Annotated in this window: 14 protein-coding genes; 6 read left to right on the forward strand and 8 right to left on the reverse strand. The window is 66.2% G+C overall.

All coding sequences use genetic code 11. From position 1 onward, the window contains the following. Positions 1-81 precede the first annotated feature (81 nt). From IF188_RS18045 to IF188_RS18065, 5 genes are all read left to right on the forward strand, one after another. Positions 82-1,509, forward strand: coding sequence for an AAA family ATPase (locus IF188_RS18045; RefSeq protein WP_191173198.1), 1,428 nt, complete (start codon positions 82-84; stop codon positions 1,507-1,509). Positions 1,510-1,533: 24 nt separating this feature from the next. Then, positions 1,534-2,304 carry an ABC transporter ATP-binding protein gene (locus IF188_RS18050; protein WP_191173199.1) on the forward strand — a complete coding sequence of 257 codons (771 nt, stop codon included), beginning with the start codon at positions 1,534-1,536 and terminating at the stop codon, positions 2,302-2,304. Further along, complete coding sequence (locus IF188_RS18055; RefSeq protein ID WP_318152934.1) at positions 2,286-3,866, forward strand: hypothetical protein; 1,581 nt, start codon at positions 2,286-2,288, stop codon at positions 3,864-3,866. Before IF188_RS18050 ends, IF188_RS18055 begins: the two co-directional genes overlap by 19 nt. Positions 3,867-3,916: 50 nt before the next feature. Further along, the gene (locus tag IF188_RS18060) at positions 3,917-4,300 is read left to right on the forward strand and encodes a DUF1801 domain-containing protein (protein WP_191173200.1); all 384 of its coding nucleotides are present in this window, start codon (positions 3,917-3,919) and stop codon (positions 4,298-4,300) included. Between the two features lie 63 nt (positions 4,301-4,363). Further along, the gene (locus IF188_RS18065) at positions 4,364-5,227 is read left to right on the forward strand and encodes a fructosamine kinase family protein (protein WP_191173201.1); all 864 of its coding nucleotides are present in this window, start codon (positions 4,364-4,366) and stop codon (positions 5,225-5,227) included. A 158-nt stretch (positions 5,228-5,385) separates the two neighbouring features. Here the strand turns inward: IF188_RS18065 and IF188_RS18070 are convergent, their stop codons facing one another. After that, positions 5,386-6,198, reverse strand: coding sequence for a hypothetical protein (locus IF188_RS18070; RefSeq protein WP_191173202.1), 813 nt, complete (start codon positions 6,196-6,198; stop codon positions 5,386-5,388). A gap of 143 nt (positions 6,199-6,341) precedes the next feature. Here IF188_RS18070 and IF188_RS18075 point away from each other — a divergent pair, with 143 nt between their 5' ends. Beyond that, the gene (locus IF188_RS18075) at positions 6,342-6,491 is read left to right on the forward strand and encodes a hypothetical protein (RefSeq protein ID WP_191173203.1); all 150 of its coding nucleotides are present in this window, start codon (positions 6,342-6,344) and stop codon (positions 6,489-6,491) included. A 69-nt stretch (positions 6,492-6,560) separates the two neighbouring features. On the opposite strand, the gene IF188_RS18080 is transcribed toward IF188_RS18075, so the two are convergent. The 7 genes from IF188_RS18080 to IF188_RS18110 all read right to left on the reverse strand — a co-directional run bounded on the left by IF188_RS18080 (position 6,561) and on the right by IF188_RS18110 (position 13,616). Further along, complete coding sequence (locus tag IF188_RS18080; protein WP_318152935.1) at positions 6,561-7,532, reverse strand: aldo/keto reductase; 972 nt, start codon at positions 7,530-7,532, stop codon at positions 6,561-6,563. After that, complete coding sequence (locus IF188_RS18085; RefSeq protein ID WP_191173204.1) at positions 7,529-8,353, reverse strand: amidohydrolase family protein; 825 nt, start codon at positions 8,351-8,353, stop codon at positions 7,529-7,531. Before IF188_RS18085 ends, IF188_RS18080 begins: the two co-directional genes overlap by 4 nt. A 14-nt stretch (positions 8,354-8,367) precedes the next feature. Continuing rightward, a complete protein-coding gene (locus IF188_RS18090) occupies positions 8,368-9,459 on the reverse strand; it encodes an enolase C-terminal domain-like protein (RefSeq protein WP_191173205.1) in 1,092 nt (363 codons plus the stop codon). 63 nt (positions 9,460-9,522) lie between these two features. Further along, the gene (locus IF188_RS18095) at positions 9,523-10,404 is read right to left on the reverse strand and encodes a carbohydrate ABC transporter permease (RefSeq protein ID WP_191173206.1); all 882 of its coding nucleotides are present in this window, start codon (positions 10,402-10,404) and stop codon (positions 9,523-9,525) included. Further along, a complete protein-coding gene (locus tag IF188_RS18100; protein ID WP_191173207.1) occupies positions 10,401-11,402 on the reverse strand; it encodes a carbohydrate ABC transporter permease in 1,002 nt (333 codons plus the stop codon). The genes IF188_RS18095 and IF188_RS18100 overlap by 4 nt, the downstream gene beginning before the upstream one ends. Then, positions 11,399-12,796 carry an N-acetylglucosamine/diacetylchitobiose ABC transporter substrate-binding protein gene (ngcE, locus tag IF188_RS18105; RefSeq protein ID WP_191173208.1) on the reverse strand — a complete coding sequence of 466 codons (1,398 nt, stop codon included), beginning with the start codon at positions 12,794-12,796 and terminating at the stop codon, positions 11,399-11,401. The genes IF188_RS18100 and ngcE overlap by 4 nt, the downstream gene beginning before the upstream one ends. Positions 12,797-12,836: 40 nt before the next feature. Further along, positions 12,837-13,616, reverse strand: a complete 780-nt coding sequence (locus IF188_RS18110; RefSeq protein ID WP_191173209.1) for a sugar isomerase domain-containing protein — start codon at positions 13,614-13,616, stop codon at positions 12,837-12,839. Positions 13,617-13,625 lie beyond the last annotated feature (9 nt).

Here is a 13,625-nt window from a genome sequence, read left to right on the forward strand (position 1 = left end):
CGGCGCACGCGGACCCGTCGCCCCTCGGAGCCTCGGCGCCAGACCGCGCGGCGTGTCGTGGCCTTGTGGGAGAGTCGTGGCATGTTGCGTGACGACGACCGCGAACTGATGCGCGAGGTCTCCGAGTACCTCCGCCGGGTCAACGAACTGGCGGGTCGGGAGACCCCGTCCGTCCGGACGCCTCTGGGCGACCTGATCAGCGAGCACCTGGGCGTCGACGCCTCGCAGGTGTCCGTGGTCGTGGAGCTCATCGGCGATCACCGGCTGGTCGACGCCGACCTCGCACTGGACGCGTTGGGCGGGCTCGACGGTCGCCTCATCGGCGTCAGCGGAGGCGATCAGCGGCACCATCAGGGGCTCGCCGAGTGGATCACGAGCCCCCACACGCGCTACGCGCCCGGACCCGTCGACTACGCGGAGCGGGCGACAGGTCCGAGCTCCAGTACCCGGGTCGTGTCTCTCGGGGTGCGGCTGCTGCATTTCGACGGCGCGCCTGTCGCACTCGCACAGCGCGCGGCCGCTCCCCAGTTCGGCAGGCCGGTCGCGGCCGTCGAGGTCATGAGTCCCGACGACGCCGTCGTTCCGCGCTTCCTCGAAGCGCTCAGGCAGACGATGATCGACCGCAGCGTGCTGCGAGGCCAGGTGCTGTCGTTTCAAGCCACCGAGTACGGTCGCGACGCCGGCGCCACCTTCCTTGAGCGCCCGTCGGTCGCCGCTGACGACATCGTGCTCGGCGAGGGTGTCCTCGAAGAGATCGTCCAGCACGTGATCGGCATCGGCAGCCATCGCGAGGCGCTGAAGCGCGCGGGTCAGCATCTGAAGCGAGGGGTTCTGCTGTACGGCCCGCCCGGCACCGGCAAGACGCTCACCGTGCGGCACCTCCTCACCGCGACTCCCGACATCACCGCCGTGGTCCTCACCGGGTCGAGCATCCGCTTCATCAGCGCTGCGGCCGAGATCGCACGCACCTTTCAACCGGCGCTCGTCGTGCTCGAAGACATCGACCTGGTCGCGATGGAGCGACACAGCTCACCGCAGCCGCTGCTCTTCGAGGTGCTCGACGCACTGGACGGTCTCGACGGCGACGCCGACGTCGCATTCATCATGACGACCAACCGCGTGGAAGCGCTGGAGAGGGCCTTGGCCGAACGCCCCGGCCGGGTCGATCTCGCAGTGGAGGTGCCACTGCCGGCCCGAGCGGAACGGCGCCGTCTCTTCCGTCGATACGCGCAGCACCTCCCCTACAGCGATGACGTCCTCGAAGCAGCCGCGGCTCAGGCGGAGGGAACGACCGGTTCGTTCGCCAAGGAGCTGATGAGACGGAGCGTGCTCCGCGCGGTCCAGGACGGCCGGGAACCGCGCGACGAGGATCTCACCGCCGAGCTCGCCCGATTGATGGACTCCCGCGAACAGCTCACACGGTCAATGCTCGGAAGCGCCGGCGACACGCGGCCCGACCTTCCGCCCGGCGGGTACGACGCAGGGACCTTCGGATGGATGGGTGGCTGATCAGGAATCGCTAGGGTCGGGAGGGTGGATCAGACACCGACAGCCCCGGCGCTGAGATTGTCAGGACTCGTGAAGCGGTTCGGCGACAAGCTCGCCGTCGCCGGGCTCGACCTGCAGGTTCCGACAGGGTCGTTCTTCGGCCTCGTCGGGCCCAACGGCGCCGGCAAGACGACGACGCTCTCGATGGCGACAGGTCTTCTGCGACCCGACGCCGGCACGGCAGAGGTGCACGGCGTCGACGTGTGGCAGCATCCCGTCGAAGCCAAGCGCATGATCGGCAACCTCGCCGACGGCGTGCGCCTGTTCGATCGGCTCACCGGCGAGCAACTCATCACCTACACGGCGATGATGTTCGGCGTCCCGCGGCCCGAGATCGCCCCGCGCGTGGCCGACCTGCTGACCCTGATGGACCTGCGCGAAGCCGCCGGGACGATGGTCGCCGACTACTCGGCGGGCATGACCAAGAAGGTGGCGCTCGCGTGCGCGCTGGTCAACGCGCCCCGCCTGCTCGTGCTCGACGAGCCGTTCGAGTCCGTCGACCCGGTGTCGGCCGCCAACATCGAGGACGTCCTGCGCAGCTACACGTCGACCGGCGGCACCGTCATCGTGTCGAGCCACTCCATGGATCTCGTCCAGCGCATGTGCGATCACGTCGCGATCATCGTCCACGGCGGGGTGCGCGCCGCGGGAACGGTCGAGGACGTCCGCGCGGGCGAGACCCTGCAGTCCCGGTTCCTGACGCTCGTCGGCGGCCGTCACAGCTCGGAGGGCCCGGAGTGGTTGCGACAGTCCTGAGGCTGCGGTACCGCCTGCTCGGCAACTCCCTCGCCCGCAGTCCCTGGCAGCTGGTGGGCTTCATCCTCGGGATGCTGGCGGCCGTGTGGCTCGTCGGCCTCGTGGTGGCGGGGCTCGTGGCCGTCAGCTTCCTGCAGGGTCTCGAGGCGACGCGCACGATCGCCGTGGTCGCCGGCTCGGCCCTGCTGCTGGGCTGGGCCATCGGTCCGCTGATCGTCGCCGGGGCGGACGGAATGGTGGATGCCGACCGCCTGGCGCCGTTCCCGTTCTCACAGCGTCAGCTCATGCTCGCGCTGACGGGAACCGGGCTGACCGGCATCCCCGGCATCGCCACCACCCTCACCGCCCTCGCGTCGGTCATCCTGTGGGTGCGCTGGCCGCTCGCGGCGATCATCGCGCTCCCGATGATCGCGGTCGCCGTGCTGACGTGCGTGCTCGTCAGCCGACTCGTCACCACGATGACGACCGGGTTCTCGGGGCGGCGTCGCGGGCAGGAGGTCATCGGCACGATCGTGATCGGCCTGCTGATCATGACCGGGCCGATCCTGACCGGCATCCTCAGTGCGGTCGACGCCGCGAGCGACCTGCCGGCCCGGCTGGAGCTGGCAGGCGCGATCCTCGGCTGGACCCCGCTCGGCGCCGCGTGGGCCGTGCCCGGTGACGTCGCCGCCGGCGCCTGGCTCCCCGCGCTGTGCAAGCTCGTGATCGCCGTCGGAACGCTGGCCGCGCTCTGGTACGTGTGGGCGCGGGCGCTGCATTCCTCGGCCGGCACGCGTCCGCGCCCGACCACCCGCACCGTCAAGTCCGGAGCGCTCGGACTGTTCGGCGCGATGCCGACCGGCGGGGTCGGGGCGACGTGGGCCCGCTCGCTCAACGGATGGCTGCGGGATCCGCGCTACCTGCGTCAGCTGATCTTCATCCCGCTCTTCCCCGCCCTCTTCGCGTTCACCACCGGGGTGGACGGCGTGATGTTCACTGTGTCCGCGATCTTCGTCGCCCTGATCCTTGCCATCGCGACCTACGCCGACATCTCCTACGACGGCACGGCCTTCGCGTCCGTCCTGTCATCGGGCATCACCGGGCGCGCCGATCGCTGGGGCCGCACCCTCGGCGCAGGTTCGGTGGGCCTCCCGGCCGTCATCGTCGTCGCGATCGTCGTGGCCGCGGTCACCGGAGCCTGGCAGAACCTGGCCGCCGTGCTCGGCGGAGCCCTCGGCCTGCTCCTCGCCGGCTACGGCGTCTCCGCGGTGTCGTCGGCGCTGCTGGTCGTCCCGGTCCCGCGCGCGGGTGATAGCCCCTTCAAGACCGTGCCGGGCCAGACCTTCGCGAGCGGGATGCTGGTGTTCCTGGTGATGGGCGCCTGCCTGCTGCTCGGCGCACCGGCGCTCGTCCTGGCGATCGTCGCGATGACCACGGCGTCGGCCACCCTCGGCGCGGTGTCTCTCGTCGTCGGCGTCGCCGTCGGTGCGGGAGTCATCGTCGCCGGGGTCTTCGTCGGCGGCCGCCTCCTCGACCGTTCCGGTCCGGGGCTGCTGCAGCGGATCAAGGCGTTCCCGATCTGACGCGCGTCGGGGTCGTTGCTTTCGGCGGCCGTCTTCGCGAGGATTCGCGCATGAGCGACAAGACCGACTCCGAGCAGATCGACGACATCATCGCGCAGCTGGCGGGATGGAAGCACGAGACGGTCGCCTCGCTGCGAGCGGCGATCCGGGCGGCCGACCCCGATGTCGTCGAGGCGGTCAAGTACAAGAAGCCCTCCAAGCCGGAGGGAGTCCCCTTCTGGACCCATGACGGCGATCTCTGCTTCGTCGACGTGCTGAAGAACGCCGTGCGCCTGACCTTCTCGAAGGGCGCACGCATGCCGCAGAGCGACCTGTTCAACACGCGTCTGGACAGCAAGGTCGTCCGCGGTATCGACTTCGTCGAGGGCAGCACCGTGGATCGTTCGGCGATCGGCGAGCTCGTCGCGGACGCCGTCAGGATCAACGCCGGCTGACGACCGCTTGATCCGCACTCCTCGATATTTGTAGGCTCTTCCAACAAATGCCGAGGAGTTCAGATGCTCAACGACGACCAATGGTCCCCGTCCTTCCTGCCGCCCGGGCGGAGCACCCGGCACATCCGCCGCCTCGCGGGCGGGTTCGCCAGCCCGGTGTGGCTGTGCGAGCTCGACGGCGGCGAAGAGGTCGTCATCAAGGCGCCCGCCGAGGACCGTGCGGACCTGTTCGCGACCGAGGCCGCCGGCTTGCAGACGCTGACCTCGCTGGGCGGTCTCCGGACGCCGCGCGTGCTCGCGACGGGACCGCGCTCGATCGCGCTCGAGGCGCTCGAGCCGGACGCTCCCGGCGCGGATGCCTTCTGGCAGGAGGCCGGCCGGAGCGTCGCACGCATGCACGCGACCACGCCGCACCGCCGATTCGGCTGGGACCGCGACGGCTGGCTCGGGCTGCTCCCCCAGCGCAACGGGTGGGATGCCGACGGCCACCGCTTCTTCGCCGAGAACCGGGTGCTGCGATACCTCGCCGAGCCCCGCGTGGAGGCTGCGCTCGATGGGTCGGACCGCTCCGGGATCGAGCGTCTCTGCGGTCGGCTGCCGACCCTCATCCCCGACACGGGCGCGCGCCTCACGCACGGCGACCTGTGGCGCAACAATGTCGTCGCGGACCGCGCCGGACGACCGGCCGTCATCGACCCCGCCGTGAGCTACGGCTGGGCCGAGGTCGATATCGCGCACATGCTCTGCTCGGGCGGCGTGCCCGACTCCTTCTTCGCGGCCTACGCCGAGATCCGCCCGCTGCACGCCGACTGGCAGGAGCACGCGCACATCCTCAACCTGCGGCAGCTTCTCGCGATGCTCGCCGCGGGCATCCCGATCCCGACCATCGTCGGTTCGATCCGGGAGCTCATCAGTGCGTACGCGTAGACGCCGCTCACGAGAGCGACCGTCGCGGCGCTGAGTGCGACCTGGTGAGGATGAGTGCGACCTAGTGAGGATGAGTGGATGCCGGGCGCCCGGCTGGCCCCCCGCGCCCAGAGGCTCCAGCCGACGCGAAGCTGCGACTGCGGGGGCGTGGGGACCACTCATCCGAGGTCATTCGCGCGCGGACCAGCTCTCCGCCGCTCGCGCGAAAGCGCGATGGCCGCGCCGAGGGCACCAGCGAGGATCGCCGCGGTTACCCCGGCGATGATCCACACCTTCGTGCCGTCGTACCACGGGCGATGAACGCCAGTTGAACCGCCGCCACCGACCGCATCATCGTGACCTTCCGCATCTGCGATCGCCTGCGCATAGCGCTTCGCGACAATCGGTGCGAGCTCGGAGACAGGCATCGGGCTCGGGACCTCCACCGCTGCAACCTGATTGAGCGCCGAGACCACTCCGTCATCCAGAGACAGCCACTGCGCCGATGGCGCGTCGTTCACAAGAACGGCATCGGACGGAAGGGCAGATAAGGCGCGACCGAGTTCGACATCGTTGTTGAAGCCCGCCATCTCGGCTCGGGCCGCCGCTGAGGGCCGCCACACACGATACGTTCCGAGGACCTCGCCGTCAGCGGCGAGGACCGACGCCAGCCATTCATCGGTGGCGGTCACCGCCGGCGCCTTGGCATCTCCAGCGATCAGCTCCGCACTCCAGACAGAGATCTGGTGCGGATCGCCGAAGCGGGCGGCAGAAGAGAAGTCGGGGACGCCTGCGTCGCCCATGTTCCCGGCATCTTTCGTGCCTCCATTGCTCGCGCGAAGGTTGTCCAGGGCTTTCGTCGAGTAGGCATCCCTCACGTCGGGCGGCGTCGAGTCGTCTGCCAAAGCAGGCGCGGCATATCCGCTGAGGAGAAGTGCGAGTGCGACGGCGAACACAGCGCGTACGCCGTTACGGTCAGCACGTCTGGTCATGGTGCCCAAGCCCCCCCAGAAGGCGCGCATCCAGGTTGGTGGCCTGCCGACACCTAACATGCAGGTCACGCGAGATTTCTGCACGCTAGCGGACCCGCCGGCAGGAGCGCAAGGGAACTGCGGCTGCGCACGTGAGGGATAAGGTGCCAGCCGCTGAGTCTGAGCCGATCTACCTGATCCGAATCTACGGCGACCGCACCCACACGTCCGAGTACGGCGCCGGCGTCTACGCCGGCATCGTCGCCGACGAGCTCCGCAGACTGGACCTGCTGCCCACCTCGATCTGCCGTTGATGTCGATGGATGCCTCGGCCCCGGCCGGTCGAGGCATCCACCGTTCATCGTCGCGACGCCGCGATTCTGTCAGCTCCTGCTTTGGAAGCCCTCAACGATCCTGTCGAGCTCGGCCCAAAGGCTCCGAGGGATGTCGCGCGCGAAGGCGGTGACGTCCGCGACGGCCTCTGCGGCAGATGCGATCCCCGCGACGACCGTTGAGACGCCTGGTGATCGGGTTGCGAATTGGATCGCAGCCTCGGGCAATGTCGCACCGTGTCTTCTGCACACAAGAGCCAGTTCCCGGGCGAGGGCAACGAGTTCGTCCCCCGCGGGCGAATACTCGAACATGCTGTCGTCTGCCGGCCAGGGCCGCGCGAGGAGCCCCGAGTTGAACGGGCCAGCGACCGCGAGCCACACACCCCTGGACTGCGCATGCGCGAGCAGAGGCGCCGCAGAGCGGTCGATCAGAGTCCATCTTCCTGCGATCATCACTGCATCGAGGTTGGTTGTCGAGAGAAGCCGGTCCGCGATGCGCCAGTCCGATGTGCCCACACCGTACGCGGAGATGACCCCTTCCGCACGTAGCTCCTCGAGAGCCGGCGCGGTCTCACGTTCGACCTGGTCCACATGGCGGTCCGGGTCGTGTACGAAGACGATATCGACACGGTCGCAACGCAGGCGCTCAAGACTCTCTTCCAATGATCGAAAGACCCCGGCTCTCGAATAGTCCCTGGTCCATTGACGCGCGGTCGCGATCGCCCATTGCCCGTCGACGAGTCCATCGACGCGCGGTGACGTCTCGTTCAGGAGCCGCTTGCCCACCTTCGTCGACAACAGGAATTCGGCACGTGGTCGCGCCGACAGCGACGCACCTAACCTGGACTCCGATAACCCCAAGCCGTAGTACGGAGCGGTATCGAAGTAGCGGATTCCGGCGTCCCACGCCGCGTCCACCGCACCATGTGCGGCCTCATCCGTGACCGGGGCGAAGAGGTTGCCCAGCGGCGCTGCCCCAAAGCCGAGCGCGGGCGTTCCACTTGAGAAGCGCGACTCGATCACAGCAGCCCGTACCACCGACTCGCGCTTCCTCCGAAGATCTCTGCCTGCGCCCTTGCCGGAAGATCGTCGAACCACTCCTCTGCGGCAGTGACCGCAAGCGTGAAGTCACCGGAGAGCAGACACACGGGCCAGTCCGACCCGAACAGGAGACGATCAGGTCCAAACGCCGCGAGCGCATGACGAACGACGCCTCGCAGTGACCGCGCGGTCCATCCCTGCCCAGCGAGATTGCCGAGACCGGATACCTTGGCAGCGACGTTCGGGAGCCCACCGAGCGTCACTATCGCGTGCTCCCAGCCGTCGTCTGGCCTTCCTCCGTGTGGGTTCCCGAGGTGGTCGAGGATCCAGTTAAGGCCTGAGATCTCGCGCGCTGCCCGTACGGCCGACGCACGCTGATCCGGCCTGATCACAGCATCGAAAGCGAGACCGTGTGCGCCGACTCGCTCGAGTCCGCGTCGGATCGCGGGGCGATCCAACCAGTCGGAGTCCTCCTCGAACTGCACCTGATGACGCACTGCCACCAATCTGTCGCCGCCGTCACAGGAACGCAGCCTGGCGATGGCCGCATCGACGTCAGCGCTGAGATCGATCCAGCCGACTACTCCGACAATCCACGGGTTGGCCGAAGCGAGCGCGAGCATGTCGACCGTCTCCGCCTCGTCGCACAGGTTCTGGATGAGCACCGAGCCGTCGAAGCCACCCCGGCGCATCTGCGCCTGGTATTCCTCGACCGCGAAGGTGCGGTTCAGCAGATCTTCCCTGATCCACGGTTGAGGATTTCTGTCGAGATCCCACACGTGGTGATGCGCGTCGATGCGCACTGGAGCGCCCCCTTTCATGCCCCGACGAATTGCGCGAGCTCCGCGGGGTATTCGAGATCCGCCGGCAGACCGATACCGACGGACTCGGGAGCATGAACGAAGCCCTCTGCATCGACGTGGCGCTCTCGCTCGACCGCTGCATTCGTGACGAGCGACTCGTAGTAGGTGGTGTTCGGTATCGCCATGCACAGGTGACGGTTCGGCGCGTCCGATCCATGCACCTCCACGCGCAGCCGGAACGCATCCGCGAGGTGCGCGATGCGCATTGATCCGGTGATACCGCCCTTGAGGACGGTATCGGTGCGCACCCCGAACGTCGCGGTGCCCGCCGCAATGAAGTCGGCTGTGTTCATGTGGGCTCCATCTGAGGTCTCGGCAACCAGGAGCGGTACATCGACAACTCGCTGCAACTGTCTGTAGGCATGGATGCTGAACTCGCGCATGGGTTCCTCGAACCACAAGTAGCCGTTCGCGGACATCACCCGTCCGATATGGATGGCGTCAGGCAGGTCGAATCCGGCTGAACCGTCATACATAAGGGGCACGTCATCCCCGACATGTGAACGCAGCGCTTCGCACAGCCTCGCGTCGCGCCGAGCATCTCCCCACGCGTGCAGCTTTAGCGCCGTGTAGCCGAGCTCGAGGCACTGGTCGGCGACGTCGAGATACTCCTCGATGCTGGCGAAGGTGGTCGTAGATGCGTAGGCAGGGATCTTCCTTCGCGCTCCTCCCAACAACCGCCAGACCGGAAGGTTCGCGGAGCGAGCCGCAAGATCCCACAGCGCGACATCGACGATCCCGAGCAACGGCAGACTCAGCTCGTGGATGCGGTCGATCTCCCAGACACGATGCCAGAGATGCTCGCGATCGAGCGGATCCTGCCCGACGAGCTCGTCGCGGAACAGCCGGTCGACGGCATGCTCGAGCTGCGGGGCGCTTCCCGGACGCTTGAGCAGCGCAACGCCCTCCACGCCGTGATCGGTGCGCAGGTGTAGAACGGCGCCCTCGTCATCGCCCGGACTTCCCTCGAGCCCCGCGCGCCATGCGAACGCCGGTGATGGCGCAGGAATGCGGACTCGGTGTGTTTCGACATGCGTAATTCTCATGTGTGCCAATCTCGTGATGCCTCGGCCGACGTCAGAACACCGCGCGGATGGTCGGCGGCCGGCCTATCGGAACGTGCCCTGCGCGACTGAGCCTTGGAGCTTGCGCTGGAAGATGACGTAGATGAGGAGGACCGGGATGATTGTCATCACCACTGCGGCGAACAGCGCGCCGAAGTCAATCGAGTACCCCGCGCTGGCCGCGAAAGTCGCCATCCCCTGAGAGATGACATATTTATCCCGGTCTGTGTTGAGCACAACCGGCAACAAGAACTGGTTCCACAGACCCAGGAAGTTCAGAATCGCGACGGACGCGATCCCCGGTGTCGCCATCGGGAGCATGATGGAGAAGAACGTTCGCCAGTCTCCTGCACCGTCGATCAGCGCCGCCTCGTAGACATCGTGCGGGAGCTGCTTGAAGAAAGAGTACAGGAAGAACATCGTGAATGGCAGGGCGAACGCCACGTAAACGAGGATCAGTCCCGGCGTCGTGTTCAGCAATCCCATGTGCTGCAAGGTGAAGAACAGCGGCACGATCGCGAGGAAGACAGGGAATGCCATCGCCGCCAGCATGACGTTGTAGATAAGCCTGTTCCCGCGGAACCGGAACCGTGCGAGCACGTACGCGAGCATGGATCCCAAGAGCATCACGAGGAACAACGAGCTGCCCACAACGAGCAAGGTGTTGAAGAAGTAGCGCCCGATTCCCGCGTCGCTCCAGGCTTTCACGTAGTTGGCGAACGAAAGCGATGCGGGCAAGGAGAAGGGGGAACCGAGAATCTCCTTCGTTGTCTTGAAGCTCGACATCACCGTCCAGAGGAACGGCACGATGACGATGACCGTCCAGACGCCGAGCAGCGCATGAGATCCGGCTGCGACACGGATGTCGCCGTTCCGAGCCGTACGCCTGTCGGCGGTCGCGCGTGTGACGAGGGTTGCGCTGCTCATGCGTGATCACCCCCGTCCTTTCCGCGGAGCAGACGGAACACGCCGAAGACGAGAGCCGCGTAGATCAGCGTGACCAGTGCGAGCACAATGCCGATCGCCGTGGCGTAACCGAACTTCCCTTGGAAGAAGGCGACGTTGTACAAGTACTGCGTCATCGTGAGCGTCGAATAGTTCGGGCCGCCCTGATTGTTCAACGCCGCCATGTAGACGAATGAATCGACCGCGACGAGACCGACGTAGATGTACGCGGTCTGAAAACTGGAAAGAATCTGCGGCAGAGTAACGGACACCGCAATGCGGAACCTTCCCGCACCATCGAGGCGCGCCGCCTCATACGTCTCCGCTGGGATGCCTTTGATCGCAGCGATGAACAGAATCGTGTAGAAGCCGATCAGACTCCATACGATCACGAGAACGGATGCCGCCATCGCGGTCGTCTCATCGCCGAGCCACGGGAAGCTGCGGAACTGATCAAGGCCGACCGCGGTGAGAATCCCGTTCAGGAGCCCGCGAGACGGATCGTAAACCTGGGCCCAGATGATGCCGATCACGATTGCTGGCACGCAATACGGGAAGAACGACGCGACGCGGTAGAACGCCGATCCCCGGAGACCCTGGATCGTGCCGATGCTGGGCCCGCCAGTAGTCACGACGCAGGCGATTGCGAAGGCGATGCCCAACGTCAGAGTCGGCACTACGAGTGCGAGCACGACCGAGTTGCGTAGCGATTTCAGGAGCACCTCGTCGGACAACATCTGGGTGAAGTTCTGCAGACCGACCCATTCGAGATCGGCTGTGTAGCCACCCCAACTCGTGAGCGCGTAGTAGGCCGACTGGGCGAACGGCCACAGGACGAAGGCCACAAACAGGGCGAGGGGGGCGACCAGGAACACGAGCAGAAAGCTGATGCGGTCGAAGTTCGGCCGCCTTGGAGGCCTGCGGGGCCGGGGAGACGTCACGCGCTCCCCCGGCTCCGCAGCGGTGATCAGTGCAGTCATTCGCCGTAGTCGTATTCTTTCTTGGGCTTTGAGTCGTCTGCCGCGGCGGCGGCGCTGAGCTTCTCTTCCTCGTCGATCAGCTCCTGTGCTGTGATGTCTCCGGCAAGGAACGACACCCAATACGGGGCGTCTTGGATGCCGTAGTACCCGGAGTAGCTGTTGGGCACCCAGCTGAAGAGGTCATCCCCGGCGTTCTCCATGACGCCCATGGTCGAGGCGAGGGCCGTCGAACCGAAGCCGTCAGCCGGAACCGTGTCCTTGACGACTGTCGGCGCCAATGTCAGCTCGGAGAATTTCGACGCGGCCTCTTTGGAGAACAGCGCCCGCAGGAACTCCTTGCCGCCCGCAGTGCTGGCAGCCGCCTTCGGCACGCTCCAAGGAATCGCGGGCCCCGCCTGCGCCGCTTCGAACGGGAGCGCGGACTCGTCGTTCAGAAGAGGAGCCGGCCAGGCGGTCATCTCGAATCCGTCCGCCGTCGCCTCTTTCATCTCGGACTCGATCCAAGATCCGGAATAGTAGAAGAGTGCTTCCTGGTCGTTGGACCACTGCGCCTGGGCTTGCGTGAACTGGGTCCCCGCGCCGCCGGGCACGAAGCAGCCGTCACTGATGAGCGACTGCAACTCCGCCAGCACAGCCTTCACATCGGGGTTCGACCAAGCCCCCGGCTCGAGGTTCGAGATGTCATTGATGACATCGAAGCCACCCTGCTTGATTGCCGAATCCAGCACGAGCCACTGATAGTAGACAGCCGCTTCCTTGCCGAATGTGAACAGATACTTGCCATCAGCCTTTGCGGCTGTGCATAGGTCAGCCATCTCCGCCCACGTCGCAGGCGGATTCCAGCCTTTCTCTTCGAACAGAGATCGCGAGTACCACAACGAGAAGAGGGTCATGACGTAGTTCGCGTTGAGGTACGAACCGTCGTACTCTCCGACGTCCTTGACGCCCGGGAAGACCGCATCCGTGATCTTTACGCCGTCGTAGTTCTTCGTGTTCCAGAAGTCGCTCAGGTCTTCGAGCTGATCCTGAATGCTGGTGATCGGGATCGCATCCGCACCGTCATTTGTGAAAGTGTCGGGCGGGGTACCGCCGACGAAGCGCGGCTGCAGCGCCTGCGAAAGGTTGTTGGTGGGCGAGATCTCGACGGTGACGCCGTCGCCAATCTGGTCTTCGACGAGCCCAGCGGCAAACTCCGCGTATTCGGTGCCGTAGCCGCCGTCGAAGACGACGACGTCAACCTTCGTGTTCGCGGCGACTCCAAACGGATTGTCCGCGGATGCAGTCCCATCGGAGGTCTGAGCTTGATCGGGACCGGCGCAGCCGGCGAGGACGAGACCGAGCGCGACGGCTACGATGCCGGCGTTCAGTGCCGTGCGGCGTGAGGGGCGTGACATATGTGACCTTCCTTCATTGGTGTGGCACTTGCGGATGTGACTAACTCGTCGCGCGTTCGTCGAGGTGTGCGTATGGGAGGATGCGAGCGCCGAAACGGTCCTGAAGGCCGCTGTTGTGCTCGTCTCCGCCGGGAATGTTGGCCGAGATGTACATGGGAGGAAGCGCACCCGCTGACCGGAGTCGGTCGGCTGTGCCGAGCGTGAGCTGCTGGGCGATATACGCGGCGGTGATCGAGGACACGGCTCCGGCGCGAAGCCCTGCATCGATGTCGAGAGTCGCATCGCCGAAGGGGGCGAGGTTGTCGATGACGACATCGGCAACCTCGAACAGCCGTCGCCCGCTTGGATGCTTCGACTCCACCGCACGAGAGTGCGCAAGACTGGTGACCGCGATCACGAGAAGCCCTTCGGCCTGCGCTCGCAATGCGAGACCGACAGTCGACCCGTTTGCGCCGGAGTTGGAGGCGATGATGAACACGTCCTCCTCACGGATGTCGTAGAGGTCGAACAGCTCGTCCGCGACGGTGTGGTCCCGCTCGAACTCGGGCCTGCCCATCTCAGCCAGTCCCCGCGATCCCAGCAGCACCAGATCCCGCAGCGCGATCTGATGAGTCGGAATGAACCCGCCTGCACGTCCGGCGATCTCCATCGCGAACGCCTCTGAATGACCGGTGCCGAAGGCGTGGATGACTCCCCCACGCCCAAGAGACACAGTCAGGACGTCAATCGCCGGATCCAATCCACCTGAAGCGGCCGAACGATCGAGCTCGTCAAGACGGAACCGAACCTCGTCGGCGAATGCAGGGAACAGCTGGGACATCGATGAGAC

Origin of the sequence: Microbacterium helvum, assembly GCF_014779795.1 — a bacterium.
Taxonomy (GTDB): Bacteria; Actinomycetota; Actinomycetes; order Actinomycetales; family Microbacteriaceae; genus Microbacterium; species Microbacterium helvum.

What these genes read in the sequence shown, in the direction of transcription:
- IF188_RS18065 (WP_191173201.1), top strand. Translation starts at nt 4,364, where the DNA reads ATGCTCAACGACGACCAATGGTCCCCGTCCTTCCTGCCGCCCGGGCGG.
- IF188_RS18070 (WP_191173202.1), bottom strand. Translation starts at nt 6,198, where the DNA reads ATGACCAGACGTGCTGACCGTAACGGCGTACGCGCTGTGTTCGCCGTC.
- IF188_RS18090 (WP_191173205.1), bottom strand. Translation starts at nt 9,459, where the DNA reads ATGAGAATTACGCATGTCGAAACACACCGAGTCCGCATTCCTGCGCCA.
- IF188_RS18095 (WP_191173206.1), bottom strand. Translation starts at nt 10,404, where the DNA reads ATGAGCAGCGCAACCCTCGTCACACGCGCGACCGCCGACAGGCGTACG.
- IF188_RS18100 (WP_191173207.1), bottom strand. Translation starts at nt 11,402, where the DNA reads ATGACTGCACTGATCACCGCTGCGGAGCCGGGGGAGCGCGTGACGTCT.
- ngcE (WP_191173208.1), bottom strand. Translation starts at nt 12,796, where the DNA reads ATGTCACGCCCCTCACGCCGCACGGCACTGAACGCCGGCATCGTAGCC.
- IF188_RS18110 (WP_191173209.1), bottom strand. Translation starts at nt 13,616, where the DNA reads ATGTCCCAGCTGTTCCCTGCATTCGCCGACGAGGTTCGGTTCCGTCTT.
- IF188_RS18060 (WP_191173200.1), top strand. Translation starts at nt 3,917, where the DNA reads ATGAGCGACAAGACCGACTCCGAGCAGATCGACGACATCATCGCGCAG.
- IF188_RS18045 (WP_191173198.1), top strand. Translation starts at nt 82, where the DNA reads ATGTTGCGTGACGACGACCGCGAACTGATGCGCGAGGTCTCCGAGTAC.